The 25,378-nt window shown below is 73.9% G+C and carries 27 protein-coding genes and 1 tRNA gene; 10 read left to right on the top strand and 18 right to left on the bottom strand.

The features are described from left to right. Positions 1–215: 215 nt before the first annotated feature. Positions 216–1,145 carry a tyrosine-protein phosphatase gene (locus tag OG455_RS20900; RefSeq protein ID WP_266295943.1) on the top strand — a complete coding sequence of 310 codons (930 nt, stop codon included), beginning with the start codon at positions 216–218 and terminating at the stop codon, positions 1,143–1,145. 100 nt (positions 1,146–1,245) lie between these two features. On the opposite strand, the gene OG455_RS20905 is transcribed toward OG455_RS20900, so the two are convergent. From OG455_RS20905 to OG455_RS20950, 10 genes are all read right to left on the bottom strand, one after another. After that, a complete protein-coding gene (locus tag OG455_RS20905; protein ID WP_266295944.1) occupies positions 1,246–2,136 on the bottom strand; it encodes an RNA polymerase sigma factor SigF in 891 nt (296 codons plus the stop codon). Between the two features lie 172 nt (positions 2,137–2,308). Continuing rightward, positions 2,309–3,229, bottom strand: a complete 921-nt coding sequence (locus OG455_RS20910) for an RNA polymerase sigma factor SigF (protein ID WP_266295945.1) — start codon at positions 3,227–3,229, stop codon at positions 2,309–2,311. A 222-nt stretch (positions 3,230–3,451) separates the two neighbouring features. After that, complete coding sequence (locus OG455_RS20915) at positions 3,452–3,745, bottom strand: Dabb family protein (protein ID WP_266295946.1); 294 nt, start codon at positions 3,743–3,745, stop codon at positions 3,452–3,454. Positions 3,746–3,818: 73 nt separating this feature from the next. After that, positions 3,819–3,983, bottom strand: coding sequence for a hypothetical protein (locus tag OG455_RS20920; RefSeq protein WP_266295947.1), 165 nt, complete (start codon positions 3,981–3,983; stop codon positions 3,819–3,821). Positions 3,984–4,358: 375 nt separating this feature from the next. Next, the gene (locus tag OG455_RS20925) at positions 4,359–4,769 is read right to left on the bottom strand and encodes a hypothetical protein (RefSeq protein ID WP_266295948.1); all 411 of its coding nucleotides are present in this window, start codon (positions 4,767–4,769) and stop codon (positions 4,359–4,361) included. Then, a complete protein-coding gene (locus OG455_RS20930) occupies positions 4,766–5,734 on the bottom strand; it encodes a Gfo/Idh/MocA family protein (protein ID WP_266295949.1) in 969 nt (322 codons plus the stop codon). The genes OG455_RS20925 and OG455_RS20930 overlap by 4 nt, the downstream gene beginning before the upstream one ends. After that, positions 5,731–7,011 (bottom strand): Ldh family oxidoreductase, encoded by a 1,281-nt coding sequence (locus tag OG455_RS20935; protein WP_266295950.1) that lies wholly within the window; start codon positions 7,009–7,011, stop codon positions 5,731–5,733. Before OG455_RS20935 ends, OG455_RS20930 begins: the two co-directional genes overlap by 4 nt. Beyond that, positions 7,002–8,324 carry a M20/M25/M40 family metallo-hydrolase gene (locus tag OG455_RS20940; RefSeq protein WP_266295951.1) on the bottom strand — a complete coding sequence of 441 codons (1,323 nt, stop codon included), beginning with the start codon at positions 8,322–8,324 and terminating at the stop codon, positions 7,002–7,004. Before OG455_RS20940 ends, OG455_RS20935 begins: the two co-directional genes overlap by 10 nt. Beyond that, positions 8,318–9,319 (bottom strand): sugar phosphate isomerase/epimerase, encoded by a 1,002-nt coding sequence (locus OG455_RS20945; RefSeq protein ID WP_266295952.1) that lies wholly within the window; start codon positions 9,317–9,319, stop codon positions 8,318–8,320. The genes OG455_RS20940 and OG455_RS20945 overlap by 7 nt, the downstream gene beginning before the upstream one ends. Beyond that, on the bottom strand, positions 9,309–10,346 hold the full coding sequence (locus tag OG455_RS20950) for a Gfo/Idh/MocA family oxidoreductase (RefSeq protein WP_266295953.1): 1,038 nt from the start codon (positions 10,344–10,346) through the stop codon (positions 9,309–9,311). Before OG455_RS20950 ends, OG455_RS20945 begins: the two co-directional genes overlap by 11 nt. A gap of 253 nt (positions 10,347–10,599) precedes the next feature. Between OG455_RS20950 and OG455_RS20955 the strand changes: the two genes are divergently transcribed. The 8 genes from OG455_RS20955 to OG455_RS20990 all read left to right on the top strand — a co-directional run bounded on the left by OG455_RS20955 (position 10,600) and on the right by OG455_RS20990 (position 19,426). Continuing rightward, the gene (locus OG455_RS20955; protein WP_266295954.1) at positions 10,600–11,799 is read left to right on the top strand and encodes a DegT/DnrJ/EryC1/StrS aminotransferase family protein; all 1,200 of its coding nucleotides are present in this window, start codon (positions 10,600–10,602) and stop codon (positions 11,797–11,799) included. Between the two features lie 28 nt (positions 11,800–11,827). Then, complete coding sequence (locus OG455_RS20960; RefSeq protein ID WP_266295955.1) at positions 11,828–12,964, top strand: DegT/DnrJ/EryC1/StrS aminotransferase family protein; 1,137 nt, start codon at positions 11,828–11,830, stop codon at positions 12,962–12,964. 303 nt (positions 12,965–13,267) lie between these two features. Beyond that, positions 13,268–13,771: a hypothetical protein gene (locus OG455_RS20965; protein WP_266295956.1), complete on the top strand. Its 504-nt coding sequence runs from the start codon at positions 13,268–13,270 to the stop codon at positions 13,769–13,771. Between the two features lie 80 nt (positions 13,772–13,851). Then, on the top strand, positions 13,852–14,667 hold the full coding sequence (locus OG455_RS20970) for a class I SAM-dependent methyltransferase (protein ID WP_266295957.1): 816 nt from the start codon (positions 13,852–13,854) through the stop codon (positions 14,665–14,667). Positions 14,668–14,774: 107 nt separating this feature from the next. Beyond that, positions 14,775–15,737 (top strand): UbiA family prenyltransferase, encoded by a 963-nt coding sequence (locus tag OG455_RS20975; RefSeq protein WP_266295958.1) that lies wholly within the window; start codon positions 14,775–14,777, stop codon positions 15,735–15,737. Then, positions 15,734–17,332 (top strand): class I adenylate-forming enzyme family protein, encoded by a 1,599-nt coding sequence (locus OG455_RS20980; protein ID WP_266295959.1) that lies wholly within the window; start codon positions 15,734–15,736, stop codon positions 17,330–17,332. Before OG455_RS20975 ends, OG455_RS20980 begins: the two co-directional genes overlap by 4 nt. Next, positions 17,332–18,699: an NAD(P)/FAD-dependent oxidoreductase gene (locus tag OG455_RS20985; protein WP_266295960.1), complete on the top strand. Its 1,368-nt coding sequence runs from the start codon at positions 17,332–17,334 to the stop codon at positions 18,697–18,699. The genes OG455_RS20980 and OG455_RS20985 overlap by 1 nt, the downstream gene beginning before the upstream one ends. 142 nt (positions 18,700–18,841) lie before the next feature. After that, a complete protein-coding gene (locus OG455_RS20990) occupies positions 18,842–19,426 on the top strand; it encodes a hypothetical protein (RefSeq protein WP_266295961.1) in 585 nt (194 codons plus the stop codon). 47 nt (positions 19,427–19,473) lie between these two features. Here OG455_RS20990 and OG455_RS20995 read toward each other — a convergent pair whose 3' ends face one another. The 6 genes from OG455_RS20995 to OG455_RS21020 all read right to left on the bottom strand — a co-directional run bounded on the left by OG455_RS20995 (position 19,474) and on the right by OG455_RS21020 (position 23,147). After that, positions 19,474–20,676, bottom strand: coding sequence for a hypothetical protein (locus tag OG455_RS20995; RefSeq protein ID WP_266295962.1), 1,203 nt, complete (start codon positions 20,674–20,676; stop codon positions 19,474–19,476). Between the two features lie 288 nt (positions 20,677–20,964). Then, positions 20,965–21,180 carry a hypothetical protein gene (locus OG455_RS21000; protein ID WP_266295963.1) on the bottom strand — a complete coding sequence of 72 codons (216 nt, stop codon included), beginning with the start codon at positions 21,178–21,180 and terminating at the stop codon, positions 20,965–20,967. A gap of 140 nt (positions 21,181–21,320) precedes the next feature. Next, a tRNA-Ser gene (locus OG455_RS21005) sits at positions 21,321–21,410 on the bottom strand. Positions 21,411–21,476: 66 nt separating this feature from the next. Continuing rightward, positions 21,477–21,986, bottom strand: coding sequence for a tRNA adenosine(34) deaminase TadA (gene tadA, locus OG455_RS21010; protein ID WP_266295964.1), 510 nt, complete (start codon positions 21,984–21,986; stop codon positions 21,477–21,479). Between the two features lie 47 nt (positions 21,987–22,033). Next, complete coding sequence (locus OG455_RS21015; protein WP_266295965.1) at positions 22,034–22,597, bottom strand: tRNA adenosine deaminase-associated protein; 564 nt, start codon at positions 22,595–22,597, stop codon at positions 22,034–22,036. Between the two features lie 283 nt (positions 22,598–22,880). Then, positions 22,881–23,147 (bottom strand): hypothetical protein, encoded by a 267-nt coding sequence (locus OG455_RS21020; protein ID WP_266301100.1) that lies wholly within the window; start codon positions 23,145–23,147, stop codon positions 22,881–22,883. Between the two features lie 107 nt (positions 23,148–23,254). Here OG455_RS21020 and upp point away from each other — a divergent pair, with 107 nt between their 5' ends. Further along, a complete protein-coding gene (upp, locus tag OG455_RS21025) occupies positions 23,255–23,890 on the top strand; it encodes a uracil phosphoribosyltransferase (protein ID WP_266295966.1) in 636 nt (211 codons plus the stop codon). Positions 23,891–24,029: 139 nt separating this feature from the next. Here the strand turns inward: upp and OG455_RS21030 are convergent, their stop codons facing one another. Together OG455_RS21030 and OG455_RS21035 are read right to left on the bottom strand one after the other, a co-directional pair. After that, positions 24,030–24,791, bottom strand: coding sequence for a LytR C-terminal domain-containing protein (locus OG455_RS21030; protein ID WP_266295967.1), 762 nt, complete (start codon positions 24,789–24,791; stop codon positions 24,030–24,032). A 268-nt stretch (positions 24,792–25,059) separates the two neighbouring features. Continuing rightward, the gene (locus tag OG455_RS21035; protein WP_266295968.1) at positions 25,060–25,356 is read right to left on the bottom strand and encodes a type II toxin-antitoxin system VapB family antitoxin; all 297 of its coding nucleotides are present in this window, start codon (positions 25,354–25,356) and stop codon (positions 25,060–25,062) included. Positions 25,357–25,378: the final 22 nt, after the last annotated feature.

Consider the following 25,378-nt stretch of genomic DNA (forward strand, 5'->3'; position numbering starts at 1 on the left):
GTGGGCCATGTTCGTCACCCTGCGGTCGTTAAGGCGCCCTTAAGGAGGCAGAAACCGGTCGGATCATGACAAGTTTCGCTTTATGAAAGCGTCTCACCTGCCGAAACACGTCGTACACGGTCGCCGCCCGGGTGCGTGGCGCGCCGGATCCGGTTCGTACCCTGGTCGGACCGGATGACCCGAGCGATGACCACGAGCACACCATGGAGGCCCCAGTGACCGAGCAGCCCGTCGCGGCAAGCGCCGCCGCAGTCGAGGAGCTGGCCGCCCGCAGCCTTGGCCTGGCGGGCGCGGTCAACGCCCGTGACCTGGGTGGTTACCGGACGGCCGACGGCCGGGTGCTGCGCAGCGGCGTGGCGCTGCGCAGCGACGGCCTCAACCGGTTGGTCGAGGCCGACCTGCCGCTCTTCACCGCCCTCGGGGTGCGCCACGTGGTCGACCTGCGCAGCCTGGACGAGGTCCGCGAGGCCGGTCCCGACCGGGTGCCCGGGCTCCCGGTGGCCGAGATCTCGGCCGTGGAGCTCTCCGACCGCCCACTGAGCGTCAGCGCCGCCGGGCCGGACGGGATCACCCTGCACCATCTGCCGGTCTTCGCCGCCGACTACGACATCTACGTGGCGCTGCGCGACGCGCTGGCCGACCGTGACCCCGCCAAGCAGGAGGCGCTGCTCGGCGAGGGCCGGGCCGCGCAGATGATGATCGGCCTGTACCGCTGGTTCGTCACCGACGCGCTGGCCCGCGAGCGCTTCGCCACCGTGCTGCGCCTGCTGGCGGCGCCCGACGGCCCGCCGGTGCTCTTCCACTGCACCGCGGGCAAGGACCGCACCGGCTGGACCGCCGCGCTGCTGCTCACCGCGCTCGGGGTGGACCAGGAGACGGTCTACGAGGACTACCTGCTGACCAACGTGCGCTCGGCCGCGATCGTCGAGCACATCGTGGACAGCTTCGGCACCCGCGGCCTGATGGCGGACCCCTCGCTGCTGCTGCCGCTCTTCCGCGCCGACCGCGACTACCTGGCCGCGGCCTTCGCCGAGGTCGAGACCGGCTGGGGCGACTTCCAGGCCTTCTGGCGGGACGGCCTGGGCCTGGAGGAGGCGGTGCTGGCCGGTCTGCGCAAGAACCTGCTCGGCGACGCCGGCCACTGAGCCGCGCCGAGCCCACCGGACCCCGCACCCGGCCCGACCCCGCGCCGACCGCGCCCGACCCCGCCCCGGGCTGCCGGCCCGGGGCGCGGCCGGGCGCGGCTCAGCTCTCGCTGGTCAGGCCCTCGCGCAGCTGGGTGAGGGTGCGGGTGAGCAGCCGGGAGACGTGCATCTGGGAGATGCCGATCTCGTCGCCGATCTGGGACTGGGTCAGGTTGCCGAAGAAGCGCAGCATGATGATCCGCCGCTCCCTGGGCGGCAGCTTGGCCAGCAGCGGCTTGAGCGACTCGCGGTACTCCACGCCCTCCAGCGCCAGGTCCTCGTAGCCCAGGCGCTCGGCCAGGGGTCCGTCGCCGTCCTCGTCGCCGGGCGTCGAGTCCAGCGAGCTCGCGGTGTAGGCGTTGCCGACGGCCAGGCCCTCGACCACGTCCTCCTCGCTGACCCCCAGGCAGACCGCCAGCTCCGCCACGGTGGGGGAGCGGTCCAGCCGCTGGGCGAGCTCGTCGCCGGCCTTGGTGAGGGCCAGCCGCAGCTCCTGGAGCCGCCGGGGCACCCGGACCGACCAACTGGTGTCCCGGAAGAAGCGCTTGACCTCGCCGACCACGGTGGGCATCGCGAAGGTCGGGAACTCCACCCCGCGGTCCGGGTCGAACCGGTCGATCGCCTTGATCAGGCCGATCGTGCCGACCTGGACGATGTCCTCCATCGGCTCGTTGCGGCTGCGGAACCGGGCCGAGGCGTAGCGCACCAGCGGCAGGTTCAGCTCGATCAGGGTGTCCCGGACGTAGGTGTGCTCGGGGGTGCCGGCCTGCAGCGTGGCCAGCCGGCGGAAGAGCGAGCGGGAGAGCGTGCGGGTGTCCAGGCCCGGCGCCGCGGTCGGCTCGGGGACGGGCGGCGGCGGGACGGCGGGCGCCACGGCCGCCGCCTGCTCCGGAGCGTGCTCGGCCACCGCCGTACCACCGTGGATCTCTGCGCTGCCCAGCTCTGCGGACATGCACCCACCCCCTTGTGACTGGTCCAACGGGAGCCTCCGCTCGGCGGTTCCCCGGTGCGCGCCGAGTGATCGGCGTCCCCCAACCGCTTGCTTACCGGAACCGCGAGCACGGCAAACCCGAACATCGCGAGTTGTCACGTGGCAGTAACGCGCAGCGATGCCCGGGTCCTGCTCACTCGTCCCAGTTGTTGCCGGTGCGCAGCCTGGTGAGGATGCGCGTGAGGAGGCGGGAGACGTGCATCTGGGACATGCCGAGCTCGTTGGAGATCTGGGACTGCGTCAGGTTGGCGAAGAAGCGCAGCATCACGATCCGCCGCTCGCGCTCGGGCAACTGCACCAGCAGGTGCCGGACCATGTCGCGGTGCTCCACGTCGGTCAGCGCGGAGTCCTCGTAGCCGAGCCGGTCGAGCAGCGCCAGGCCGCCCTCGTGCTCCTGGGCGGCCTCCAGGGAGGCGGCGTTGTAGGCGCGCCCGGCGTCCAGGCAGGCGCGCACGTCCTCCTCGGGGATGCGCAGGTTGGCGGCGATCTCGGGGACCTTGGGGGTGCGCCCGTGCAGCACCGTCAGCTCCTCCATCGCGCCGCTCACCTGCACCCAGAGCTCCTGCAGCCGGCGCGGGACGTGCATGGTGCGGACGTTGTCCCGGAAGTAGCGCTTGATCTCCCCCAGGATGGTGGGCAGCGCGTAGGTGGGGAACTGCACGCCGCGGCTGGGGTCGAACCGGTCGATCGCGTTGATCAGGCCGATGGTGCCGACCTGGACCACGTCCTCCATCGGCTCGTTGCGGCTGCGGAACCGGGTGGCGGCGTAGCGCACCAGCGGGATGTTGACCTCGATCAGCGCGGCCCGCACCTGCTCGCGTTCGGGGGCCTGGGCGGGCAGCTCGGCCAGCCGCTCGAAGAGCACCCGGGTCAGCGTGCGCACGTCGATCGGGCCCGGGGCGCCGTGCTCCTCGGTGCGCGCCTCCTCGGCCCGCGGGCCGGGGGTGGGGGTGGGAGCGGCGCCGGTCACCGCGGTGGTGGTCGCGGCGCCCGGGTCGGGCCCGGCCTCGGGACCGCCCGTGCCGGTGTCCGGCGTATCGTCCTGGATCCGCACGGACGCGTCACCCTCCCTAGTTCACCACCTTGTCCTGCCCGGCGAAATCGGTCATAGCATCACAAGACGGACGCCATTCGTTCAAGTACCGGCCAGAGGCGTGTTGCTGACCTGGCGTCAACAAGGCGACGGCCCCCCGGGTCCGGCGCGGACTCCTCGGGAGTCGTCGCGGGGCGGGGGGCCGTTGGGTCGTTCGAGTGCGATCGACCTGCTGGGCGCTGGTCAGACCTCGAAGTCGGCGACCACCAGGGTGGCGATCTCCCGCCACTGCTGAGCACCAACGACATGCGCCGGATGGGTGGCATAGGCCTGCAGCGCGTCCTGGTCGGCGACCAGGCTGTTGATCGCGTAGTCGTAGGCGATGTCACGCGGGCTGACGTTGAAGCCGTGCTGCCACTCCAGCAGCTCGGGGATCTGCTGGTCGAGCCCCTCGAAGGCCTCGGCGGCGGCGAGCGCGCGCTCGTCGTCCTTCGCGATGCCTTCGTTGAGCTTGAACAGGACCAGGTGGCGGATCACGGGGTGCTCCTTGCGGGGCCGAGGGTGGACCCGGACACGGTAACCCGCCCGCTTCGGGCGCCGGGGCAGGGTCCTATTTGATGAGACCCGTCATGAAGGCCCCCACCGAGTTGGCCGCGTCCGAGATCCCGACGAAGCCCGATTGGACCAGCTCCGCCGCGCGTGCGGGCGAGTGGATGATCGTGTACACCACGAAGATCAGCAGCAGATACATGCCGATCCGCCTTGCCTGTGCCATCGGAAACGCCCGCCTCCGCCTCGTCCGCTCCAGCCCCGCGCCCGCGTCCGGGCCCGGTCGGGTGCCGGTCCCAGCGAGCAGCTTATCCACCGGATGGCCGAATCAGGTGTGCAACGCGTTCACTCCGCGGGACGAAGGTCCCCGGGAGACGGGTCCTTGTACGCCTGCCGCCCGGCGGGGCCCGGCGGCAGGATGGGTGTTGTACCGAGGATCTGGCAGGAATCGGCGGTACGTGGATCCGGAGTTCCCCGCTGTGGGACCCGACGCCGTGAGTACCCCCTGACGCGGCGTCCGGTTGTGGGAGCTCCGCCGGGGGAGCGGTCCGTTCCCCCGGGACCGCTCCCCCCACTCTCCTTCTCGCAGCTGCCGGCCTGCTCAGGGCTGCTGGATGAAGCGGACCTCGGCCTCGGGGCAGAGCCCCAGCTCCTCACCGGTCACCGGCTCCCCGGTGCAGATCAGGATGTTGTAGTGGTTGGGGAAGTGGCAGGCGTCGAAACCGAGCACGGTGCCCACCGGCCGCCCGCCGATCCAGACCGTGTCGCCCCGGTCGATCACCCCGGCGCGGGAGATCTCGGTGAAGCCCAGGAACCCCACCCGGTCCACCCTGGTCCCCGGCGTGCCGTCGGCGACGTCCGTGGTCACCAGCTCGTGCAGCTCGCCGGCCCGCACGCACCGGCTCGCGTACGGCTCCACGGTCATGCCGCGGTCCTCGCGGCGGTGGATCAGCACCTTCACCAGCTCCCCGGCGACCGCCCGCTTGGCGCCGTCCTCCCGCACCGCGCTCATCGTGCCTCCGCGGCGGTGGGACGGAACACGTGGGTGGCGTCGTCTCGGTCGAGCCGGTAGGCCGCCGCCACCAGGTCCAGGGCGGCCAGGCCGCCGTCGCGGCGGCCGGCGGGGCGCTCGATCGTGGCGCCGAAGGCGGTCAGGATGCCCCGGTACTCGTGCCAGAGCGAGGCCTTGAACCCCTGGTGCCCGGCCAGCAGGTCGGACCGCAGCACCCGGCCGTCGGCCAGGGTGACCTCGACGTCCTTCAACTCGCCCGGATAGGACCAGTCCAGCTCGACCCTGGCCCGGCGCGGGGCGGGGCCCGCGGTGACCAGGTCGAGCGCCGCCTGCCGGTCCAGGCCCGCCGCGTCGCGGGTGATCGCGGCCCGCACCACGCTCAGCTCGGACTCGCCGAAGAGCAGCCGGACCAGGTCGAAGGCGTTCGGGCCGTTGTCGGCGACGCAGCCACCGCCGCAGCGCGCCGGGTCCAGGTACCAGGCGTCCTGGCCGATGTGGTCCTCGATCCGCTCGAAGTAGCGGACCTTGACCTTGGCGACCGGGGTGCCGGCGCAGGCGGCCGCCAACTCCAGCACCTGGCTGTTGTAGCGGCGGTGGAAGGCGGTGAAGAGCACCAGCGAGCGCTCGGCGGCGATCGCGGTCAGCGCCCGGGCGTCGGAGAGCTCGGTCGCCAGCGGCTTCTCCACGCAGACCGGCAGCCCGGCGGCCAGCAGGTCGCGGCAGAGCGCGGCGTGCGCGTCGTTGGGCACGGTGACGATCGCGCCGTCCAGGTCGCGGTGGGCCGCGAGCAGCTCGCGGTGGCCGAGGTGGCCGGGGATGCCGGCGGCCCGCGGGGCGGCCAGCGCGGCCTCGTCGAGGTCGCAGACGGCGGCCAGGGTGAAGGCCGGGTCGGCCTCGATCGCGGCCAGGTAGAACTTGGCGATCACACCGAGGCCGATCACGGCCAGTTTGCGGGGGGCGGTCACGGCGTGCCTCCGATCGGCTTGGGGGCGCTCAGGCCGGTGGCCAGGGCCAGTTCGGTCAGCTCGGCGAACCGGGCGGGTGACAGCTCGACCCCGTCGCGCAACTGACGCCGCGCCAATTCGCCTTCGGGGAAGCCGGGGTAGCGCACCGGGTGGGCCAGGTCCAGCGGTGGGCAGTCCAGCAGCGCGCCGAAGAGCGAGCCGGCCTGCCGGGCGAAGTCCGCGCCGTCCCGCAGCGCGCCGGGGTCGATCGCCAGTGCCAGGTAGCCGATGTCGTCGTCCCGGCCGGCGGGGCCGCCGTCCCCGGCCAGCGCGGCCGGCTCCGGTCCCAGGCCCGCGCCGGCCAGCAGCGCGCCCAGCACCTCGACCACCAGGCCCAGGCCGTAACCCTTGAACGCGCCGGTCTCCGGGCGGCTGCCCAGCCAGAGCAGGTGTGCCTCGCCCCGGTCGAAGGCCGCCGGGTCGGTGACCGGCGCGCCGTCCTGGTCGGCCAGCCAGCCGCTCGGCACCGCCTGTCCGGCCCGGGCGGCGGCCCGCACCCGCCCGGTGGGCACCGCCGTGGTGCTCATGTCCAGCACGAACGGGTGCCGGTCGCCGGCCGGCGCGGCCACGCTCAGCGGATTGGTGCCGAGCATCGCCAGCCGCCCGCCCGGCGGTCTGGCGATCTTCTGGTGCCCGCAGTTGGCGGCCAGCAGGCCGATCAGGCCCCGGCGGGCGGCGCGCAGCGTGTGGAAGCCGGCGCAGCCCAGATGGGTGGCGCCGCGCACCGAGACCAGCCCGATGCCGAAGCTCGCGGCCCGCTCGATCGCCAGGTCCATCGCGGCCGGGGCCGCCCACAGGCCCAGCGCCCGGCGGTCGTCGAGCAGCACGGCGGCGCCGCGGTCGGCCAGCGTCTCGGGCTCGGCCGCCGGATCGGCCCGGCCCTCGTCCAGCAGCGGCAGGTAGAGCCGGGTGAGGTTGACCAGGCCGTGCGAGGTCAGGCCGGTCAGATCGCCGTAGCAGAGCGCCTCGGCGGCGGTGGTGGCCCGGGCCGCGGGCAGGCCGCGGGCGGTGAAGACCTCGGTGGTGAAGCGGAGCAGCTCGGGGTAGCGGACCAGGACGGCGGGGCGGGTGGTGCGCGGGGCGCCGATCCGGGCGCCGTCGCCCTCGGCCTCGGCGGCGCGCTCGGCGGCGGACCCGGCGGCCTCGGCGGAGGCGAGGGCGGCGGATGTGGTCTCCACCTCGGCGGCGGACCCGGTTCCAGGCCCGGCGAGCGGGGTGGCGAGGGGCGTCAGCGGCATGCGGGGTTGGCCTCCTGGGTGGGGTGGGGCAGCCGGGGGGAGGGCGGCGAGGCAGGGCGCTCGGCGTCGAAGGCGAGCAGCAGGTCGGCGACGGAGCGGGCGAACGCGGCGAGCTCGTGGACGTGGACGAACTCGCCGTCCGCGTGGGCGTTGTTGTCCTCCAGCGAGCCGGGGCCGAGCACCACGGTGGCGGTGTCGGGTCGGTCGGCCAGCCAGATCGCGTCGCAGGTGAAGCCGGGCTCCTCGGCGGGCCAGCGCGGGATCCGGGCGGCGGCCAGCAGCCGGGGCAGCCAGGGCTGTTCGGCGGCCGGGTCGGTGAGCGCGGGCAGGCCGCGCTTGAGCCAGCGCAGCCGGGTGATCGCGGCCGCGTCCACCGCGGTGCGGGCCAGCAGCGGGTTGGCGGCGAAGCGCTCGGCGAAGGCGGCCAGGCCCGCCGCCAGGCCCTCGACCACCGCCCGCTCCAGCCGCTCGGCGGTGGCCGGGTCGGGGTAGGCGAGGTTGAGCAGCAACTCGCCCTGCCCGTAAACCCGGTTGTGCAGGTGGCCGGTGTGCAGGCCGGCCACGCAGAGCCGGCCGGGGCCGGGGTTGATCGAGCCGGCCAGGTGCTGGGCCAGGAAGCCGAGCAGCACGGTGGCGTTGTGTCCGGCGGCGGGCCGGTCGTCCACCGCGTCCTGGCCCGCCACCTCGATCCGCGCGGTCATGGCGGCGGTCGAGCGGGTCAGCGCGCGGTTGCCGGTGGGTTCGCAGAAGACGTTCAACCGGCCGTAGTGCCCGGCGGCCACCAGCGGGCGGGTGCCGATGGTGCCGAGCGCGCCGCCCTCCTCGCCGGCCACCGCCTGCACCAGCACACGGGTCCGGTCGGCCAGGCCGGGCCGCTCGGCGCGGGCCGCCCGGATCCCGGCCAGCAGGGCGACGGCCGGGCCCTTGGCGTCCACCGCGCCGCGCCCGTAGTAGGTGCCACCGGTGCGGTGCACCGGCTGCTGCCCCGCCACGGTGTCGAGGTGGACGTTGAACATCACGGTCCGCTCGCGCGCGGACGCGGGCCCCGACTGCAGCACCAGGCTCGGCTGCTCGGCCAGGAAGGCGGGGTCGGCGGCGGCCGCGCGCACCGGCAGCGGCACGTCGGGCAGTTCGGCCCAGGCGCGCTGGGGGGCGGCGTGGTGCAGCACGGTGAAGCCCGACTCGGCGGCGGCCTCGGCGTAGCGCCGCTGCGCCGCCCAGAGCCGGGGGGTGCCCGCGGGCTCCTCCAGCGGGCCGGCGGTGGGCAGCGCGAGCAGGTCGAGCAGCAGTCGGTGGTCCGCCGCGGTCAACATGCGGCCAGACCGGCCGCGGTGGGGTGCCACACCGTCCCGTCGGCCGCCGCCAACTGCTCGGCCAGGGTGCGCAGCGCCTCGCCGCAGGCGGCGAACGCGGCGCGGCAGCGGGCCGGTTCGGCGCGGTAGTGCTCGTGCGGGCGCACCGCCAGGTGCGGTTCGATCGACCAGTGGCCCTGGTAGCCGGTGTCGAGCAGCAGCCGCAGGCAGTCGGCGACGGCCGCCTCGCCCGCGCCCGGCAGGGTGTAGGTCACCCCGGCCGGGCCGCCGGTCGCGTCCTTGACCTGGACGTGCTTCACATAGGGTGCCAGCGTGCGCAGTTGGTCGAGCGAACGGTAGCCGTAGGCGGCGCCGTTGCCGGTGTCGAAGAGGAAGCCGAAGGCCTCGGGGCCTGCGGCCTCCAGCAGTCGCAGCGCGCGCCCGGCGTCCGCGCCGGCCCAGCCGGAGCAGTTCTCGTGCAGCAGGACCAGGCCCCGGTCGGCCGCGTGCTTGGCCAGCACCCGGGTGCGGCGCAGCACTTCGCGCTCCCAGGCGACCTCGGTCAGGCCGTCGTTGGGGTAGGACATGATCCGCAGGTAGCGGGTGCCGAGCACCGCGCAGCGGTCGGCGAGCACCGTGAGATCGGCCAGCTCCTGGTCCAGGTCGCAGCTGATCGGGCGGGACCAGCCGCCGATCCGGGAGGCGACCACCGGCACGGCCAGGCCGGCCTCGGCGATCCGGGCGGCGGCGCGGGCGAAGGCCGGGCCGTTCAGCAGCTCCAGCGGCTGGCCGTCGATGGTGCGCAACTCGATGGACTGCCAGCCGAGTTCGCGGGTCGCGGCGAGCTGTCCCGCGAGGTCGACGGCGGCCTCGTCGGCGATCCCGCAGTAGTCGATCCGGCGCCGGGTCCCGCGCTCGACGCCGGGGGGCGAGTGGCCGGTGGAGGGCAGCCGGGACAGTTCGGTGGTGGCCGGTCGGGACAGTTCGGTGGACGGCCGGGACAGTTCAGTGGACACAGGACAACTCCCGTTCGGTCGAGCTCTCGCGGTTCAGCAGCAGGTCGGCGCCGCTGAGGCGCTTGGCCTCGCTCAGCAGGCGCACCGCCCGGACGTGTCCGTCGAACTCGGCCTCGGGCGGCAGCGGGCCGAGCAGGAAGCGGCGGTAGGCGCGGGTCAGGTAGCTGCCGAGCGCGTCGTCCGGGAAGACCTCCCGGCTGTTCAGCCGCCGTCCGGTCAGGCGCAGTTGGGCGTACTCGTCGTCGGAGCTGCCGGGGAAGTGGCCGGTCGCGGTGCCGCGCGCGAAGCGCAGCGTGATCCGGCGCTCGCGGACCGGCGAGGTCAGGTCGGAGACGATCTCGGTGCGCGCCCCGCCCCGGTGGGCCAGTTCGAGCCGGGCGCCGCCGAGCATCGGGCGGACCTCGGAGCCGACCCGCAGATCGTGCCAGTGGGCCGCGGTGACCTCCGCGTCGCCGCCCAGCAGCAGGGCCACGCCGAGCGCGTGCGGGATCTCGATGTCGAAGGCGGTGGGGTGGCCGTGGGTGATCAGCGAGCGCCGGAACCGGGGCTTGTGCTGGCGCACCGCGATCCGCCGCAGCTCGCCCAACTCGCCCTCCCGGACCAGCTGGACCAGCCGGTCGGTGAGCGTGCTGGCCAGCCACGGGGCGACCACCGAGACGTCCAACCGCTCGCGGTGCACCACTTCGGCGAGCGCGGCCAGATCGGCGGGGTGGGCGGCCAGCGGCTTCTCGATGATCAGCTTGCGGAAGCCGAGACCGGCCAACTCCTCGACCAGTCCGGCGCGGTGCCGCGGCGGGGTGCAGATGTGCACCACGGTGTGCCGAGGGTCCAGCCGGTCGCGGGCGGCGGCCAGCGAGGGGAGCAGCTCGACCTGGTCCGGGTCGGGGCAGGCGGTGGGCGCGGGGTCCACGGCGAGCGGCGGGGTGTCGGCGAACGGGCGGCCGATCTCGCGCCGCAGCCGGCGCAGTACGGGCAGGTGCAGTCCGGCGCCGGCGCGGCCGAGGCCGACGATGAGCGTGCGGAGCATCGCGCGGTGTCCTCCTTGCTCGCGCAGCTGCGGCCGGCGGGCCGGCGGTCTGCGGTCCATGGTCAGCGGTCCGTGAGAAGTCCGGGGTCGGCGCCAGAGTGCCGATCATGCTGACGGCAAGTCAATTCGTTCTGGGTGGTTCCTTCACGAAAGAGTGGTTTACGACCAATCAGCACTCTTTTGACGGTATGGGGCTCGACAGTTGACATAATCTCGGGCCCCCGAACCCGCCCCGAACCTGTCAGGGGGAGCTTTGCAGAGTCCTGTCACGGCCGCCGGAGGCCTGCCCCGGCAGGCGGCCGGCCGCCGCCCGGTGCCCTTCTTCACCCAGGCCCGCGCTTTCGACGAGCTGTGGCCGCTGATCGAGGAGCGCGCCCTGGAGGTGCTGGACGACGGCAAGTTCTCGCACGGCCGCCAGGTCGAGCGGTTGGAGCTCGCTCTGGCCCGGTACACCGGTGCCCGGCACGTGATCGGCGTCAACAGCGGGACGGACGCGCTGGTCCTGCTGCTGCGCGCGGCCGGACTGCGGCCGGGGGACGAGGTGGTGGTGCCCGCGTTCAGCTTCGTCGCCTCGGCCAGCTCGGTGGTGCTGGCCGGCGGCCGGCCGGTCTTCGCCGACATCGACCCGGTGAGCTACGCGCTGGACCCGGCGGGCTTGGAGGCGGTGCTCACCGAGCGCACCAGGTTCGTGATGCCGGTGCACCTGTTCTGCCGGCTGGCCGACCTGGCCGCGATCGGCGAGCTGGCCGACCGGCACGGCCTGACCGTCGTCGAGGACAGCGCCGAGGCGATCGGGATGCGCCAAGGCGGGCGGCACGCCGGGCTGTTCGGGGCCGGTGGGGTGCTCTCCTTCTTCCCGACCAAGACGCTGGGCGCGATCGGTGACGCGGGCGCGGTGCTCACCGACGACGAGGAGATCGCCCGCACCGTGGACGCGCTGCGCCACCACGGCCGCTTCGGGCGGACCATCGGCGACTTCCCGGCGATCAACACCACCACCTCGCTGGCCGGCTGCAACAGCAAGATGGACGACCTGCAGGCCGCGGTGCTGCTGGCGAAGCTGACCAGGCTGGACGCCGACATCGCCCGCCGGGCCGAACTGGCCGCCGCCTACGAGCAGCGGCTGGCGGGGGTGCCCGGGGTGTTGCGGCGGCCGCGGGTGGGCGGGATCGAGGGCCAGGTCTTCTACGTCTACCTGATCGAGGCCGAGCGGCGCGACGCGCTGGCCGCGTACCTGGCCGGGCACGGCGTGGAGACCGAGGTCTACTACCCCTCGCCGCTGCACCTACAGCCGTGCTTCGCCGAACTCGGCTATCGCGCGGGCGAGTTCCCGGTGGCCGAGGCGGCCTGCACCCGCACCCTCGCGCTGCCGCTGCACCCCGAGCTGAGCCTGGCCGAGGTGGACACCGTCTGCGGGCTGATCAGCGACTTCTACCAGCGGGAGAGCGCATGAGCACCACCGAGCACCAGCGGGAGAGCGCATGAGCACCACCGAGCTGGCCGAGATCCCGTTCTTCCCGCCGGACCTCTTCGAGGGCGACCGCGCGGTCCTGCTGCGGCTACTGCGCGAGACCGGCACCAGCGCGAGCCAGCGCTTCATCCTCGGCGAGCAGACCGCCGCGTTCGAGCGGGAGCTGGGCGAGAGCCTGGGCGGCGCCGAGGTGGTGGCCTGCGGCAGCGGCACCTCGGCGCTGACCCTGGTGCTGGCCGCGATGGAGGTCGGCCCGGGTGACGAGGTGGTGGTGCCGGCCTTCGGCTGCGCCCCGCTGGCCTCCAGCGTGCTGAGCGTGGGGGCCCGACCGGTCTTCGCGGACATCGACCCGTGGACGATGGTGATCGACCCCCTCGCGGCGGCGGAGCGGATCGGCCCGCGCACCAAGGCGCTGCTGCCGGCGCACATGTTCTCCGTGATGGCCGACCTGCCCGCGTTCGCCGAGCTGGCGCGGCGGCACGGGCTGCGCCTGCTGGAGGATTCGGCGGTGGCGCAGGGCGGCGTGCTGGAGGGGCGGCCGGCCGGGCTCTGGGGCGAGGCGGGGGTGTACTCCTTCGTCCAGGTGAAGACCTTCGGGATGCCGGGCGAGGGCGGCGCGGTGGTCACCCGGGACGCCGAACTGGGCCGGGCGGTCCGGATGCTGCGCAACCACGGGCAGGACGGCCGGACCAGGTTCACCCACCACCGGATCGGCTGGAACAGCCGCTTCGACGAGCTGCAGGCGGCCTTCCAGCGCCACCGCCTGCCGGGTCTGGCGGACCGCCTGTCCCGGCGGGCCGCGATCGCCCGCTACTACACCGAGCGGTTCGCCCCGCTGGCCGAGCGCGGGGTGCTGGCCCCGCCGCCGGGCACGGAGGGTCGCTGCTTCTACGTCTACACGCTGCTCGCCGAGCGCCGGGAGGCGCTGCGGGCCCACCTGGCCCGGCGCGGTGTCGCCTCGCACGCCTACTACCCGCAGGCGCTGCCGCGGCAACCCGCGTTCGCGCCGTACGTCCTCCCGGGTGACGGCTGGCCGGCCGCCGAGCGTGCGGCCGAACGGGCACTGTCGATCCCGGTCTACCCGCATCTGACGGATGGTCAGATCGTCCGGATCGCGGACGCGGTATGTGATTTCCCGTTCAACTGAAACCAGTTGACCTCCTGCGCCAAAAGTCGGGGTGCCTCACCGGGCCCGGACCGGTCGGTCGCAGCCGCTCGGTCCGACCCCGCCGTACGGGTGAAGATCTTTCCCCGACCGGGTGACGTCCGTGACCCCCTGAACGGTGGTGGCCGCGTGACCTCGCGGACCAAGATCCCTTGCGGCGCAAGGGTGGCCGAGTGGCGACCCGAGCCGACCCGCCCACGACACGGAGCGTGACGACTTGATGCTCGACTGTGATCAACTAGCGCCGAGTTCGGGCACCCGGCCCGACGCGTCCTAGGAGGATTCATGCAACGAGTCGTCACCACCAAGCGTTCCGTCGCCCTGGCGATCGCCGGTCTGGTGGTCGGCACGGTCGGTGCGCTGAGCGTGCCCGCCCTCGCGGACAACGCGCCGACGACCCGCGCCGCCAACGTCCAGAACCTCACCCTGGACTTCAGCAACACCAACGACGAGGCCAGCGCCCCCCAGGCGGTCGGCTCCTCGTTCGGTGGCACCGCACGGGTCAAGGACTCTGACGGCAACGTCATCGGCACCGCCTACGACCTCTGCGACAAGGACAAGATCGGCGCCAACAAGGACGAGGCCTTCTGCACCGGCCTGATCAAGTTCGACCGCGGCGGCCAGATCTCGTTCAGCACCGTCCTGGGCATCAGCGACAACGGGGCCAACCCGGACGACACCCACTTCAACGGCGTGGTCAACGGCGGCACCGGCTCGTACGAGGGCATCACCGGTGAGGCCCACTTCACGCCGCGCGCCCAGGGCGTCTACGACGTGAGCTTCAGCTGATCCACCCGCAGCTCCAGGGGAGCCGTCGATCCGTCGACGGCTCCCCGCCGCATGTCGCCGCTCATCGATGAGGAACTCCCATGTCCCAGCTGCTCGTCCAGGCCCGCTCCGGCGAGCCGGGCTACGCCTTCGACAACTCCACCGACCACCCCCTCGCCCAGTACGGCTGCCTGGAGGCGGCCTACGACCCGTGGAGCACCGGGCGGTTGGCCGCTACCGGGGTCGGCCCCGGCTGGCACTGCCTGGAGATCGGCGCCGGCAACGGCAGCGTCGCCCACTGGCTGGCCGACCAGGTCGGAGAGGGCGGCCGGGTGCTGGCCACCGACCTGGACACCAGGCGGATCCAGGGCCGCCCCAACTTGGCGGTCGAGCAGCACGACATCGGCCACGACCCGTTGCCGGAGGGCGCGTTCGACCTGATCCACGCGCGACTGGTGCTCCAGCACGTGCCGCGGCGCCGCGCGGTGCTCGACCGGCTGCTGACCGCGCTCAAGCCCGGCGGCTGGCTGCAGATCGACGAGTTCGACGTCTCCTACGGGCCGGTCCTGCTGGCGCCCGACGGGCGCTCGGCCGAGCTCTACGAGGCTTTCCTCACGGCCAAGTCCGAGCTCTTCAGGGCGGCCGGCGGCGACCCGTGCTGGGGGCGCGACTGCGCCGCCCAACTGTGCGAGGCCGGCTTCACCGGGCTCGACCCGCAGCCCACCGTGCTGCTCTGGCAGGCCGGCCACCCGGGCCTGGAGCTGCTGGTCAGCCACCTCGACGGCCTGCGCGAGCGGCTGCTGGCACAGGGGCTGACAGAGGGTCAGCTCGATGAACTGCGACTGGTGATGCGCCACCCGGACTTCCGCGCGGTCTCCCCGGTGCTCTACTCCGTGCACGCCCGCCGCCCGCGCTGACCCGCCCGCCGCCCGCGCTGATCTGCCGCCCACGCTGACCCGCCCGCCGCGCCGACCCGCCCCCGACCCCGCGCGCGCCCGTCCCCGGCGCGCGGAGAGGACCCCCGTTGCTGGACAACACCGCACTCGCCCACCGCTACCCGCCCCGGCCCGCGGTCTCCTGGCGGGTCTACGCCCGCCTGGCCAAACTCGACATCTACGACTACTACCTGGCCACCCCGCTGCTGCTCGCCATGGTGCTGCCGGCCCAGGCGCTGAGTGCCGAGGGGGCCGCGGTCCTGCTGCTCTTCCTGCTCGGCGGGGTGGCGATGTTCGCGGGCCTCTGCTCCTTCGACGACATCACCGGCTACCGCGACGGCAGCGACGCGGCCAACTACGGTCCCGACGCCCCGGCCCGCCGGCTGGCCCGCAAGCCGCTGATCGCCGGAGCCCTGGGCGAGCGCCAGGCGCAGTCCTTCGCCTGGCTGGCGATCGCCGTCCAACTGGCCTGCTGGAGCGGCGCGGTGCTGCTCGCGCCGGCCCGCCCGGGCTGGACGCTGCTCGCCACCGCGGCCTGCGCCTTCGCCGGCTTCCAGTACTCCTGGTGGCTCAAGCTCAGCTACCGAGGCTGGCAGGAGTTCCTGCTCGCCTTCTACGGCTGGGTCTTCGTGCTGGTCCCCTACGGCCTGCTCACCGGGCGGCTGGACTCCTTCGCGCTGGTCCAGGGCCTGGTCTTCGGCCTGGGCCCGCTGCTCTTCGGCGTCTACTCCAACGTCAACGACATCGCGGGCGACCGCGCGGTGGGCCGCCGCACGGTGGCCGTGCTGGCCTCGCCGGCCGGCAACGCCGCCTTCGTGGCCGCGCTCTCGCTGCTGGAGGCCGCGCTGCTCACCGTGCCCTCGCTGCTCGGCCTGGCGCCCTGGTGGTTCGCGGTCCTGATGGTGCCGGTGATCGCGCTGCGGGCGAGCCAGTTCACCCTGGGGCTGGTCGCCGGGCAGATCCTGCGGGCCCGCCGGCTCGGCATCCACACCCACCGGGTCTGCTGCGCCCTGCTGGTGGCCGCCTGCCTGCTGAACGGCGGTGCCGCGTGAGGCTGCTGCCCGGGCCCAGGCCGCTCGACCTCGGTCCGCTCTTCGAGACCCTGGCCGAGCGCGACTCGCCGACCGTGGTCCAGCTCAGCCGCCCGCTCGACCTGGCCGCCGAGCACGGCGAGCGCTGGACCATCCCGCAACTGGCCGAACTGGTTCGCGAGTTGTCCGCGATGCTGGCCGCCGCCGGAGTCCGCCCCGGCCAGCGGGTGGCCGTGCACAAGCGTAACCACTGGGACTACGCGCTGCTGGCCTGCGCCGCCGCCAGGATCGGCGCGGTGCCCGCACTGCTCTCCGGGCATCTGGAGCCGGCCGCGCTGGCCGCGCTGCTGACTCGGCTGGACCCCGCGCTGCTGCTCTCCGACCGCTACACCCTGGCGCTCGGCGGGGCGGCGCACCCGGTGCGCACCGTCAGCCTGGACGGGCCCTCGCCCGGTGCCATCGACGCGGCCACGCTGCGCGGCTTCGCGGTGCCCCCCGTGCACCGGCGGCCGGACGACGACCCGCTGGTGATCAACCACACCTCCGGCACCACGGGCCTGCCCAAGTTGGTGGTGCACACCACCACCAGCATCGTGCGGAAGATCACCGCCTTCGAGGCGCACCGCTGGCCGCTGATCTCGGTCCGCCCCGGGGACACCGTGGGCAACGCGATCGCCTACGCGCACGGCCGGGCGGTCTCCTGGACCATCTCCGCGCTCTGGGCCAGGCCGGAGACGGTGGCGGTGGCGGCCGACAGCGAACCGGCCACCGCCGCCCGGCTGTTCGGCGCCCACCCGCCCACCGTGCTGGAGGCCCTGCCCTCGACCTACGTGCGCTGGCAGCGGCTGGCCGCCGAGCCCGACACTCCGTTCACCGAGCTGCGGGTGCTGACCAGCACCTTCGACGCGATCCACCCGCCCACCGTGCGCGCCTTCCTGGCCGCCTCCCGGCACCGGTCGCCGGTCTGGCTGCAGGGCTGGGGGCAGACCGAGACCGGTCCCGTCACCTTCCGCTTCCTCACCCGGCGCGCCCTGGCCGGGCGCGAGGAGCGCCACCCCACCACCCGGGACCTGGGCCGCGCGGTGCCGCTGCGGATCGGCCTGCGGGTGGTCGACCCGCGGACGCTGCGCCCGGTGCGGCGCGGCGAGGTGGGCGTGGTCCTGGTCCGCACGCCCAACCTCTGCACCGGCTACGTCGGGGAGCCGGAGCGCTGGGCGGACAAGCGCACCGGCCGCTGGTTCAACACCGGCGACCTGGGCGCGCGCACACGGGACGGACGGCTGCTGCTGCTGGACCGGGAGGTGGACGGGATGCCGGGGGTGAGCCTGGTCGAGCTGGAGGACGTGCTGCACGACCGGCTGCCCGAACTCGTCGAGGCGGTGCTGCTGGACGCCGGCCGGCACCGGCCGCCGCTGCCGATCCTGGTCAGTGAGCACGGCGGGCTGGACCCGCGGCGCTGGCGGCGGGCCGTGCGCGACCTGCCCGAACTGGCCGAACCGCTGCTGCTCGACTGGGACGCGGTGCCGCGCACCGGCACCGGCAAGGTGCGCCGGCACGAGCTGCGCACCCGCTACCTGGCGGGCGCGGTCGGGCACGGGACCGGGCGGTGGACCTGATGGCCGCGCCGGAACTGGACGTCGCGGTGATCGGCGCGGGCGTCGCCGGCCTGGCCACCGCGCACCGCCTGACCCGGGCGGGACGCGAGGTGCGGGTCTTCGAGGCGAGTGGGCGGGTCGGCGGGCGGATGGCCTCCAGCGTGCTCGACGGCCACCGGATCGACGAGGGCGCCGAGACCATCGCGGCCCGCGGCTACGACGCCACCTGGGAGCTGAGCCGCGCCGTCGGCCTCGCCCCGGCCGAGGTGCTGCCGATCGAACGCTCGCTGGCCCTGTGGCGGCGCGGGCGTGCCCACGCCCGGCTCGGCCACCCGCTCGGTCTGCTCACCGGCGCCGGGATGTCGCCGCGCGGTCGGCTCGACTGGCTGCGCTTCGGTGCCGCGCTACGCGGGCGCATCGACCTGGACCACCCGGAGGCCACCGCGTTCGGAGAGCTGACGATCAGTCAACTCTCCGAGCGCTACCACCCTGATCTGCACGACGCGCTGCTCCAGCCGCTGGCCGGCTGCTTCTTCGGCTGGCGCTCGGAGCGCTCGGCGATCGGTCCGATGGCCGCGATGCTGGCGGCCACCGGCGGGGTGGGCACCCGTTGGCTGACCTACCGGGACGGCATGGACACCCTGGCCCGGCGGGTGGCGGCGGGCCTGCGGGTCAGCACCGGCGCGGCGCTCCACCGGGTGGTCGAGGGGCCGTCGGCGGTCCGGCTGGAATTCGCGGACGGCATCGTGCGCACCGCGCGCCAGGTGGTGCTGGCGCTGCCCGCGCCGGCGGCGCTCGCGCTGCACCCGGGCGTACCCGCGCAGGAGCGCCCCTACCTGGCGGCCTGCGGCTACACCCCGATGCTCAAGGTGGCCTGCCTGCTGGACCGCCCGCTGCCCGCGCCCACCCGTGCCCCCAGCTACGGCCTGCTGATCCCGGCGACCGAGAGCCGGGTGGTGGCGGGCGCGATCCTGGACCACCTCAAGGCGCCCGGGCGGGTGCCGCCCGGGCGCGGGCTGGTCAGCCTGCTGCTCGCGCCCGGGGCGATCCCCGACCTGCTCACCGCACCGGACGCCGAGGTCGTCACCACCGCCGTCACCGAGGCCGACCGCTTCCTGCCGGGGCTGGCCGCCGCCCTGCGCACCGCGCGGGTCTTCCGCCACGAGCACGGACTGCCCGAAGCCACCCCGGCCGCCCTGCGGTTGCGCCCCGCCTTCCTGGCCCGTCCGCTGCGCCGGATCGACTACGCCGGCGACTGGGTGGCGCTGCGCCCCAACAGCGAGGCCGCGATCGGCTCGGCGGCGCTGCCCGCCCAGCGGCTGGCCGCGGCCCTGGGCCGGTCGGTCGAGCCAGGACCGGCCGACCAGGTCGCGGCGGGTGCGGCCTGACGCACCGCTGCTGAGGGGCTCCGGCGCCCAGCGGCCCGGCCGTCTCGCGGCCGGGTCCTGGCCGATCTCCCTGGCCGATCTCCCTGGTCCGCACAGCCGCAGGGCTGATAGGTATGACGATGTGCGCTTCGATCTCGTACCCATGCCGCCGACCGTCCACGACCGACCGCGGGACGACCGCGGCTACCCCGTGCCCGCCATCACCCCGTGGGAGGACGGCCGGCCGCAGTTCGCGCTGACCGACTACCAGCGCAGCGCCGACTGCGCGCGGCAGCGGCAGTGCTCGGTCTGCGACGTGCTGATGCCGCGCGGGCCGGTGTGGCGGGTGGTCGGGGCCGCGGAGAGTGCCGCGATCGGCGCGGCGCTCGCCGCCGGCCGGCCCTACCGCAACCTCGCCCCGACCCTGGAGGGCCCGGGGCACCGCGCCTGCATGCTCTACGCCTCGATGGTCTGCCCCTACCTGGCCAGGCCCAACGCCCGCCGAGCCCTGACGGCCGAGCACCCGGACGAGCTGACCGCCGCCGTGGTGCGCGGCGCCGTGCGCGGCGCGCTCGGCGCGGTGGTCGGCTTCGCCGACTACGAGTTCGCGGTGACCGGCAGCAGGGTGCTCTTCCGCTTCGTCGACGTCATCGAGTACCTCCCGCACGACAACGCCGACGCGCACCTGGCCGAGCTGCGCGCCGAACTGGCCGGGCACGGTGGTGGGCCCGCCCGGCCGGTCGGCTGAGCGGGCCCGCGACAGCGCGGTGTGCCGCGCGTGGTGGCGGTGTGCGGTCAGTTGTTCCGGTAAGCGGGCAGGCCGGTGTAGCCGGACACCAGGGTCGGGGTGGCGGAGCCGTTCGCGGGGAGGGTGGCGATGCCGGCCGGGGTGCGGGTGGCGATGGTCTTGCCGTCGGCGGACCAGGTCGGCTCGGTGTAGTCGGTGGTGGCGTGCGGGGTCAGGTCCTTGGTGGTGCTCTTGGGGCTGTTGATGCTGGTCTCGAAGAGGTGGTCGTGTCCGCCCACCGAGCGGACGAAGACGATCTCGTCGCCGGCCGGGGAGAGTGCGGGCTCGGAGCCCTTGGCGACCGCGCCGCCCTGCTGGCGAAGTGACTCGTCGCGGATGTAGACCTCGCCGCTGTCGCTGTTCGCGTAGACGGTGGTTCCGTTCGCGTTGGCACCGGCCGGCCAGAGGTTCTCGGTCATCGGGTTCGGCGTGACGTTGTTGTCCGAGTACGGCCCGAGGTCCAGGACACGCGGGGTGCCGTGGACAGCGGTGGCGGGGACACCCTCCAGCTGGGACACCCCACCCTTCGTGGAGGTGAAGAAGAGGTTGTCCTTGGCGGCGTAGTAGCCCTGGGGCGAGGCTGCGGAGACCTGCCAGGCCGGGTGCGACCAGCTCTGGCCGGCCGGGTGCTCGGCGACGGTGACCCGCCCGCTGCCGTTCGGGTTGGCGACGGCGAGGTCGCCCGCGCCGTCGATGAACGCGGCCTTCTTGCCGTCGGGGGACCAGGCCAGGTCGCGCACGGCGGTGCCGAAGTCGATCGTGGTGCCGTTCATCACCACGTACCGGGTGCCGTCGCTGATGGTCAGTCCGCTGCGCGCGGTGCCGTTCAGCTTCGCCGCCACCGGGGCCGGGGCCTGCGGGCGTGCGGTGGTCGGCGCGGTGGTGGGCACCGGGCTCGCGGGCCGGGCCGCCGCCGGCGAGCCGGCGGCCGTGGTCGGCGCGGCGCTCGGGGCGGCAGCGGTGGAGGGGGTGGTGGCAGTGCTCGGGGCGGCAGCGGTGGGGGCGGTGCTCGGGGCAGCGCTCTGCGGTGCCGCGGAGGTCGGGGCGGAAGCCGCGATCGGCGCGGTTGAGTTGGCCGGCGAGGGTGCCGCCGAGCCGGCGGCGGAGGAGGTGGAGCTGGGGTCGCAGGCGGTCAGCAGCAGGGCCGCGCCGGTGGTGACGGCGATGGTGAGGCTGATGGCGGTGGCACGACGACGGGCGCGAGCGGACATGGCGGTTCCCCCAGGAACAGTGGGCGTGGGCGGTGGATTTCGCCTCGAGCCCGACCGCCGCCCCCCTAGGTCTTCCCCGGTCGGCCGCTCGCTGCTCTGTGCGATGTGAGAATCCTCTCGCACCGGCGATCCGGGAACCGTCCGTCTTCTGTCACGAGCGGGCAACAGCCGTGGGTAACCGAACCACCCCCTCACCGTGGGGACGACGAAGGGCCCCGACCGCTGGATACCGTCGTCCCGGTCGGGGCCCTTCGTCCGTTCTTCGACCGCCTGAGCGTTCGCGAGGCGTCAGCGCACCAGCGGGATCAGCAGGGCGGCCGCGGCGATCACGAGCACCAGCAGCAGCGGCCACCGCGAGTTCGCGCGGCTCCGCGTGGCGGTGCCCGCCGGCCGCTCGACGTCCCGACCGTACGATTCACGGACCCACAGGAAGCCGCCGCCCTGGTCGCCCCCGCCGTGCTGGTGACCACCGTGGTGCCCGCCGAACCCGCCCTGACCGTCCATCGGTTCCTCCCCTGCGCGTCGCTTCCCCCGAGCGTGCCACGCTCCGGTCCGCGCTACCTCAACGCAGGCTCTGGACTTCCGCCGAACGCCGAAGGGGCCGTCTGCGAAATCTCGCGGACGGCCCCTTCGGGACTGCTCAGTGGCGGTAGCGGTGGGATTCGAACCCACGGTGAAGTTGCCCCCACACACGCTTTCGAGGCGTGCTCCTTTGGCCGCTCGGACACGCTACCGAGAGAGACTCTACCGGACGCCTCGGGTGGGAGCGAAATCCTTTGGGGCGGCTGGGGAGGGTGCCTTCAGCGGTGGGTGTCGAAGAAGGCGCGCAGCTGGGTGGCGCAGTCGTCGGCGAGGACGCTGTGGATGACCTCGGGGCGGTGGTTGAGGCGGCGGTCGCGCAGCACGTCGAAGAGGGAGCCGGCGGCGCCGGCCTTCTCGTCGAGGGCGCCGTAGACCACGCGGTCGAGTCGGGCCAGCACGATGGCGCCGGCGCACATGGTGCAGGGCTCCAGGGTGACCACGAGGGTGCAGCCGGTCAGCCGCCACTCGCCGACCGCGCGGGCGGCCTGGCGGATGGCCTGGACCTCGGCGTGCGCGGTGGGGTCGCCGACGGCCTCGCGTTCGTTGTGACCGCGGCCCAGGACGGCGCCGTCGGGGCCCAGGACCAGCGCGCCGACGGGGACGTCACCGGTGCCGGTGGCCAGCTCGGCCTCGGCGATGGCCAGCCGCATCGCGGGCGTCCAGCGGTCTCGGACCGGGTCGGGGCGCACCGGGGCCGGCAGCGGTGCGAGGTCGAGGTGGGGCTGCATCCCACCAGTGTCCGGCACTGGCGGGCCCCACCCCGACCCGCGGCCGGTCAGCGAACCGCCTCCAGCACCTCGGCGCAGCCGAGCGCGTCGGCGATCTCGGAGAGCGCCTCGCCGGGTTCGGCTCCCTCGACGCTGAGCGCCAGCAGGTCCTTCTCGCTGATGCCGAGGTCGGTCAGCAGCAGGGCGTCGCCGAGCGGGCCGACCGGCACGCCGCCGGGGCCGGTGAGCGGGAGCTCCTCGTCCTCGTCGGTGTCGGAGGGCTCGACGTCCTCGCTCTCCTCCAGTTCGGTCACCAGGCTGTCGAGGTCCTCGAACTCGCTGTCGCCGGCCCGGCCGACCAGCTCGTCGGTGAGGACCACGTCCCCGTAGGAGCTGCGCTTGGCCGCCGCGGCGTCGGAGACGAAGATCCGCGGATCCTCCTCACCGTCCACCCGGACGACGGCGAACCAGGAGTCCTCCTGTTCGATGAAAAGCAGCACAGTGTTGTCGTCCTGTGCCGCTCCGCGTGCCAGGTCGGCAAGATCGGCAAGAGTTTCGACATTGTCCAACTCGGTCTCGCTCACATCCCACCCGTCCTCGGTGCGAGCAAGCACTGCAGCGAAGTACGCCACCAGGGACACTCCCAAATGGTCTCGGCCGTAGGCGATCTCGGGCGAACGCGGTCTGGCCGCCCCCGCGCCAGAGGCGGCCCGCTGTTCGGACCGTCCCACCGGCATCGTGACAGAAACCCGGGCCTCTCGGGGAGTGTTCGGCAGCGCGTCTTCGCAGGTCGTGTCGGAAACCGGGGATCGTCCGGCCAATGGCGGGGCAACGGAGCGGGAACAGCCGGGTGCGGGGTGTCCCGGGGGCGTCCGACGGGTATCGCAGGGTGGGCGGACCGTCGCCCGCGGTGTGTCAGATCCGGAAGGTGCGCATGCGGAGCGCTTCCCGCATCCGGCGCTCCTTGGTCTTGCGCGGCTGCACCCGGGCGCGCAGCTCGCGGGCCTCGGCCAGCTCCCGCAGGAAGACCGCGCGGCGCCGGCGGCGTTCGGCCGGGGTCTCCCGCACGACGTGCTGCTCGGCACCCGCGCCGGAACCGGTGCGGGTGGTGCGGGCGGCGCTGTTCGGATCCGCGCCGGGCTCCTCGGGGGGTCCGTCGACCGGGCCCGGGTTCCTTTTCATACGGTCTGACTTTCCCAGAAGTCCCGGATTGATACCACAGCTGTCCCACCCGGCTGCCGACGCCACGGGGGTCGTCCCCGGCCGTGGAACGCCGTTAAGGTCGGATTATGCGGATCCACGTCGTCGACCACCCTCTGGTGGCCCACAAGCTCTCCACGCTGCGCGATGAGCGCACCGACTCCCCGACCTTCCGTCGTCTCACCGACGAGCTGGTCACGCTGCTGGCCTACGAGGCCACCCGGGACGTGCGGACCGACGAGGTCGAGATCACCACCCCCGTCGCGGTCACCACCGGCACCCGGCTCAGCTACCCGCGTCCGCTGGTGGTGCCGATCCTGCGCGCCGGGCTCGGCATGCTGGACGGGATGACCCGGCTGCTGCCGACCGCCGAGGTGGGCTTCCTCGGGATGGTCCGCAACGAGGAGACCCTGGAGGCCTCGACCTACGCGACCCGGATGCCCGACGACCTGTCGGGCCGCCAGGTCTACGTGCTCGACCCGATGCTGGCCACCGGCGGCACGCTGGTGGCCGCGATCCGGCTGCTGATCGAGCGGGGCGCCACCGATGTGACCGCCGTGGTGCTGCTGGCCGCGCCGGAGGGCGTCGCGGTGATGGAGAAGGAGCTGGCCGGGCTGCCGGTCACCGTGGTCACCGCCGCGCTGGACCAGCGTCTGAACGAGCACGGCTACATCGTCCCCGGCCTCGGCGACGCGGGGGACCGGCTGTACGGCACGGCGGGCTGACGGCGTCGGCTCGCTGATCGGACGGAAAGAGCGGTGCTCCGAGGTCGGAGCACCGCTCTTTCGTTCATCTGGTGCGGTGGTGCGGTGGTGCGGTGGTGCGGTGGTGCGGTGCGGGGTGCCGCCGGGCCTCGCGAGGCCGTCAGCAGCTGCCCGGCAGCGGGGAGGCGCTCGGCGACGGCTTCAGCGCGGCGGCCAGCGCGGTCGCGGCGGCGTTCGGGTCGAGCAGCGCGGTGTAGCCCTCGCCGATCACGAAGTCGACGCTGCCGTCGGTGCGGGCGTCGGCCATCGTGGTCGCGCCGCCGACCTGGGCGCCGAGCAGGGCGGCCGCGCCGGCACCGGACTGGCCGGCCACCAGCTCGGCACTGCCGGGCACCTTGTTCTCCAGCGCGGACGGGGCGTTGCCGACCTTGCCCACGGTGAAGCCGCGCTGCTTCAGCTCGTCGGCGGTCTTCGCGGCCAGCCCGGCCTTGTCGGTGGCGTTCAGCACGTTGACGGTGACCGCCTGCGGCTGGGGCGCCGCGGTGACGGCGGGCAGTGGCGCGGTCGAGGGGGCGGCCGAGCCGGCGGCCGGTGCGCCCGAGGCGGCCGGTGCGCCCGAGGCGGCCGGGGAGCCCGGAGCGGGCGGTGAGCCGGGCGCCGAGGTCGCCGCCGCCGGCACCGCCAGTGGCTTGCCCGAGGCGGAGGCCCGGGCGCTGGCGCAGGCCTGGGCGGCACCGTGCTTCGCCTTGCCGGTGAAGATGTCGAAGACCTGCACCCCGCCCAGCGCGATCAGCGACAGGGCGAGCAGCGAGCCCACGAACATCACCACCCGGCGGCCACGGCGCGGCGGTGGGCCCAGCCGCGGATAGCTGGTGCCGGTGATCCGGAACTGCTTCCCCTTCAACCCTTGGGGAGTCAACATGCTCACAGTCTGTCTCCCCTGGGAGGAAGGGCAGCCTTGCCGACAGGCGACGGGTCTGGCAGGCAGCGCGGCGGGACACCGGGTCCGCGACACGCTGCGGCCGTGTTCGGCAGCCTAGTCCGGTTCTTCGGACGAAGGTAATAAATGATCATCATTTGGCGCACCCGAGCACTCGAAAGGGTGTACTGACGATCATTCGGCCGCTTCGTCCGGGGAAGTCAGGAGGACTGCTGAACCGCCATCAGCCGGCCGTGCGGCCGCCCCGGCCTCAGTCCAGCTCCAGCACGCGTGCGTGCAGGACCTGGCGCTGCTGCAGGGCCGCGCGGACGGCGCGGTGCAGGCCGTCCTCCAGGTAGAGGTCGCCGTGCCACTTGACCACGTGGGCGAAGAGGTCGCCGTAGAAGGTGGAGTCCTCGGCGAGCAAGGTCTCCAGGTCCAACTGGCCCTTGGTGGTCACCAGCTGGTCCAGTCGCACCGGACGGGGGGCCACGTCCGCCCACTGTCGAGTGCTGATTCGGCCGTGATCCGGGTACGGCCGCCCGTTGCCGATGCGCTTGAAGATCACACGGAAAGCCTACCGTTTGGGT

Origin of the sequence: Kitasatospora sp. NBC_01287, from assembly GCF_026340565.1 — a bacterium.
Classification (GTDB): Bacteria; Actinomycetota; Actinomycetes; order Streptomycetales; family Streptomycetaceae; genus Kitasatospora.

Coding starts and splice junctions, on each gene's coding strand:
- OG455_RS20905 (WP_266295944.1), bottom strand. CDS start 2,136: ATGTCCGCAGAGCTGGGCAGCGCAGAGATCCACGGTGGTACGGCGGTG.
- OG455_RS20920 (WP_266295947.1), bottom strand. CDS start 3,983: ATGGCACAGGCAAGGCGGATCGGCATGTATCTGCTGCTGATCTTCGTG.
- OG455_RS20925 (WP_266295948.1), bottom strand. CDS start 4,769: ATGAGCGCGGTGCGGGAGGACGGCGCCAAGCGGGCGGTCGCCGGGGAG.
- OG455_RS20935 (WP_266295950.1), bottom strand. CDS start 7,011: ATGCCGCTGACGCCCCTCGCCACCCCGCTCGCCGGGCCTGGAACCGGG.
- OG455_RS20940 (WP_266295951.1), bottom strand. CDS start 8,324: ATGTTGACCGCGGCGGACCACCGACTGCTGCTCGACCTGCTCGCGCTG.
- OG455_RS20950 (WP_266295953.1), bottom strand. CDS start 10,346: ATGCTCCGCACGCTCATCGTCGGCCTCGGCCGCGCCGGCGCCGGACTG.
- OG455_RS20960 (WP_266295955.1), top strand. CDS start 11,828: ATGAGCACCACCGAGCTGGCCGAGATCCCGTTCTTCCCGCCGGACCTC.
- OG455_RS20965 (WP_266295956.1), top strand. CDS start 13,268: ATGCAACGAGTCGTCACCACCAAGCGTTCCGTCGCCCTGGCGATCGCC.
- OG455_RS20970 (WP_266295957.1), top strand. CDS start 13,852: ATGTCCCAGCTGCTCGTCCAGGCCCGCTCCGGCGAGCCGGGCTACGCC.
- OG455_RS20985 (WP_266295960.1), top strand. CDS start 17,332: ATGGCCGCGCCGGAACTGGACGTCGCGGTGATCGGCGCGGGCGTCGCC.
- OG455_RS20990 (WP_266295961.1), top strand. CDS start 18,842: ATGCCGCCGACCGTCCACGACCGACCGCGGGACGACCGCGGCTACCCC.
- OG455_RS20995 (WP_266295962.1), bottom strand. CDS start 20,676: ATGTCCGCTCGCGCCCGTCGTCGTGCCACCGCCATCAGCCTCACCATC.
- OG455_RS21000 (WP_266295963.1), bottom strand. CDS start 21,180: ATGGACGGTCAGGGCGGGTTCGGCGGGCACCACGGTGGTCACCAGCAC.
- tadA (WP_266295964.1), bottom strand. CDS start 21,986: ATGCAGCCCCACCTCGACCTCGCACCGCTGCCGGCCCCGGTGCGCCCC.
- OG455_RS21020 (WP_266301100.1), bottom strand. CDS start 23,147: ATGAAAAGGAACCCGGGCCCGGTCGACGGACCCCCCGAGGAGCCCGGC.
- upp (WP_266295966.1), top strand. CDS start 23,255: ATGCGGATCCACGTCGTCGACCACCCTCTGGTGGCCCACAAGCTCTCC.
- OG455_RS21030 (WP_266295967.1), bottom strand. CDS start 24,791: ATGTTGACTCCCCAAGGGTTGAAGGGGAAGCAGTTCCGGATCACCGGC.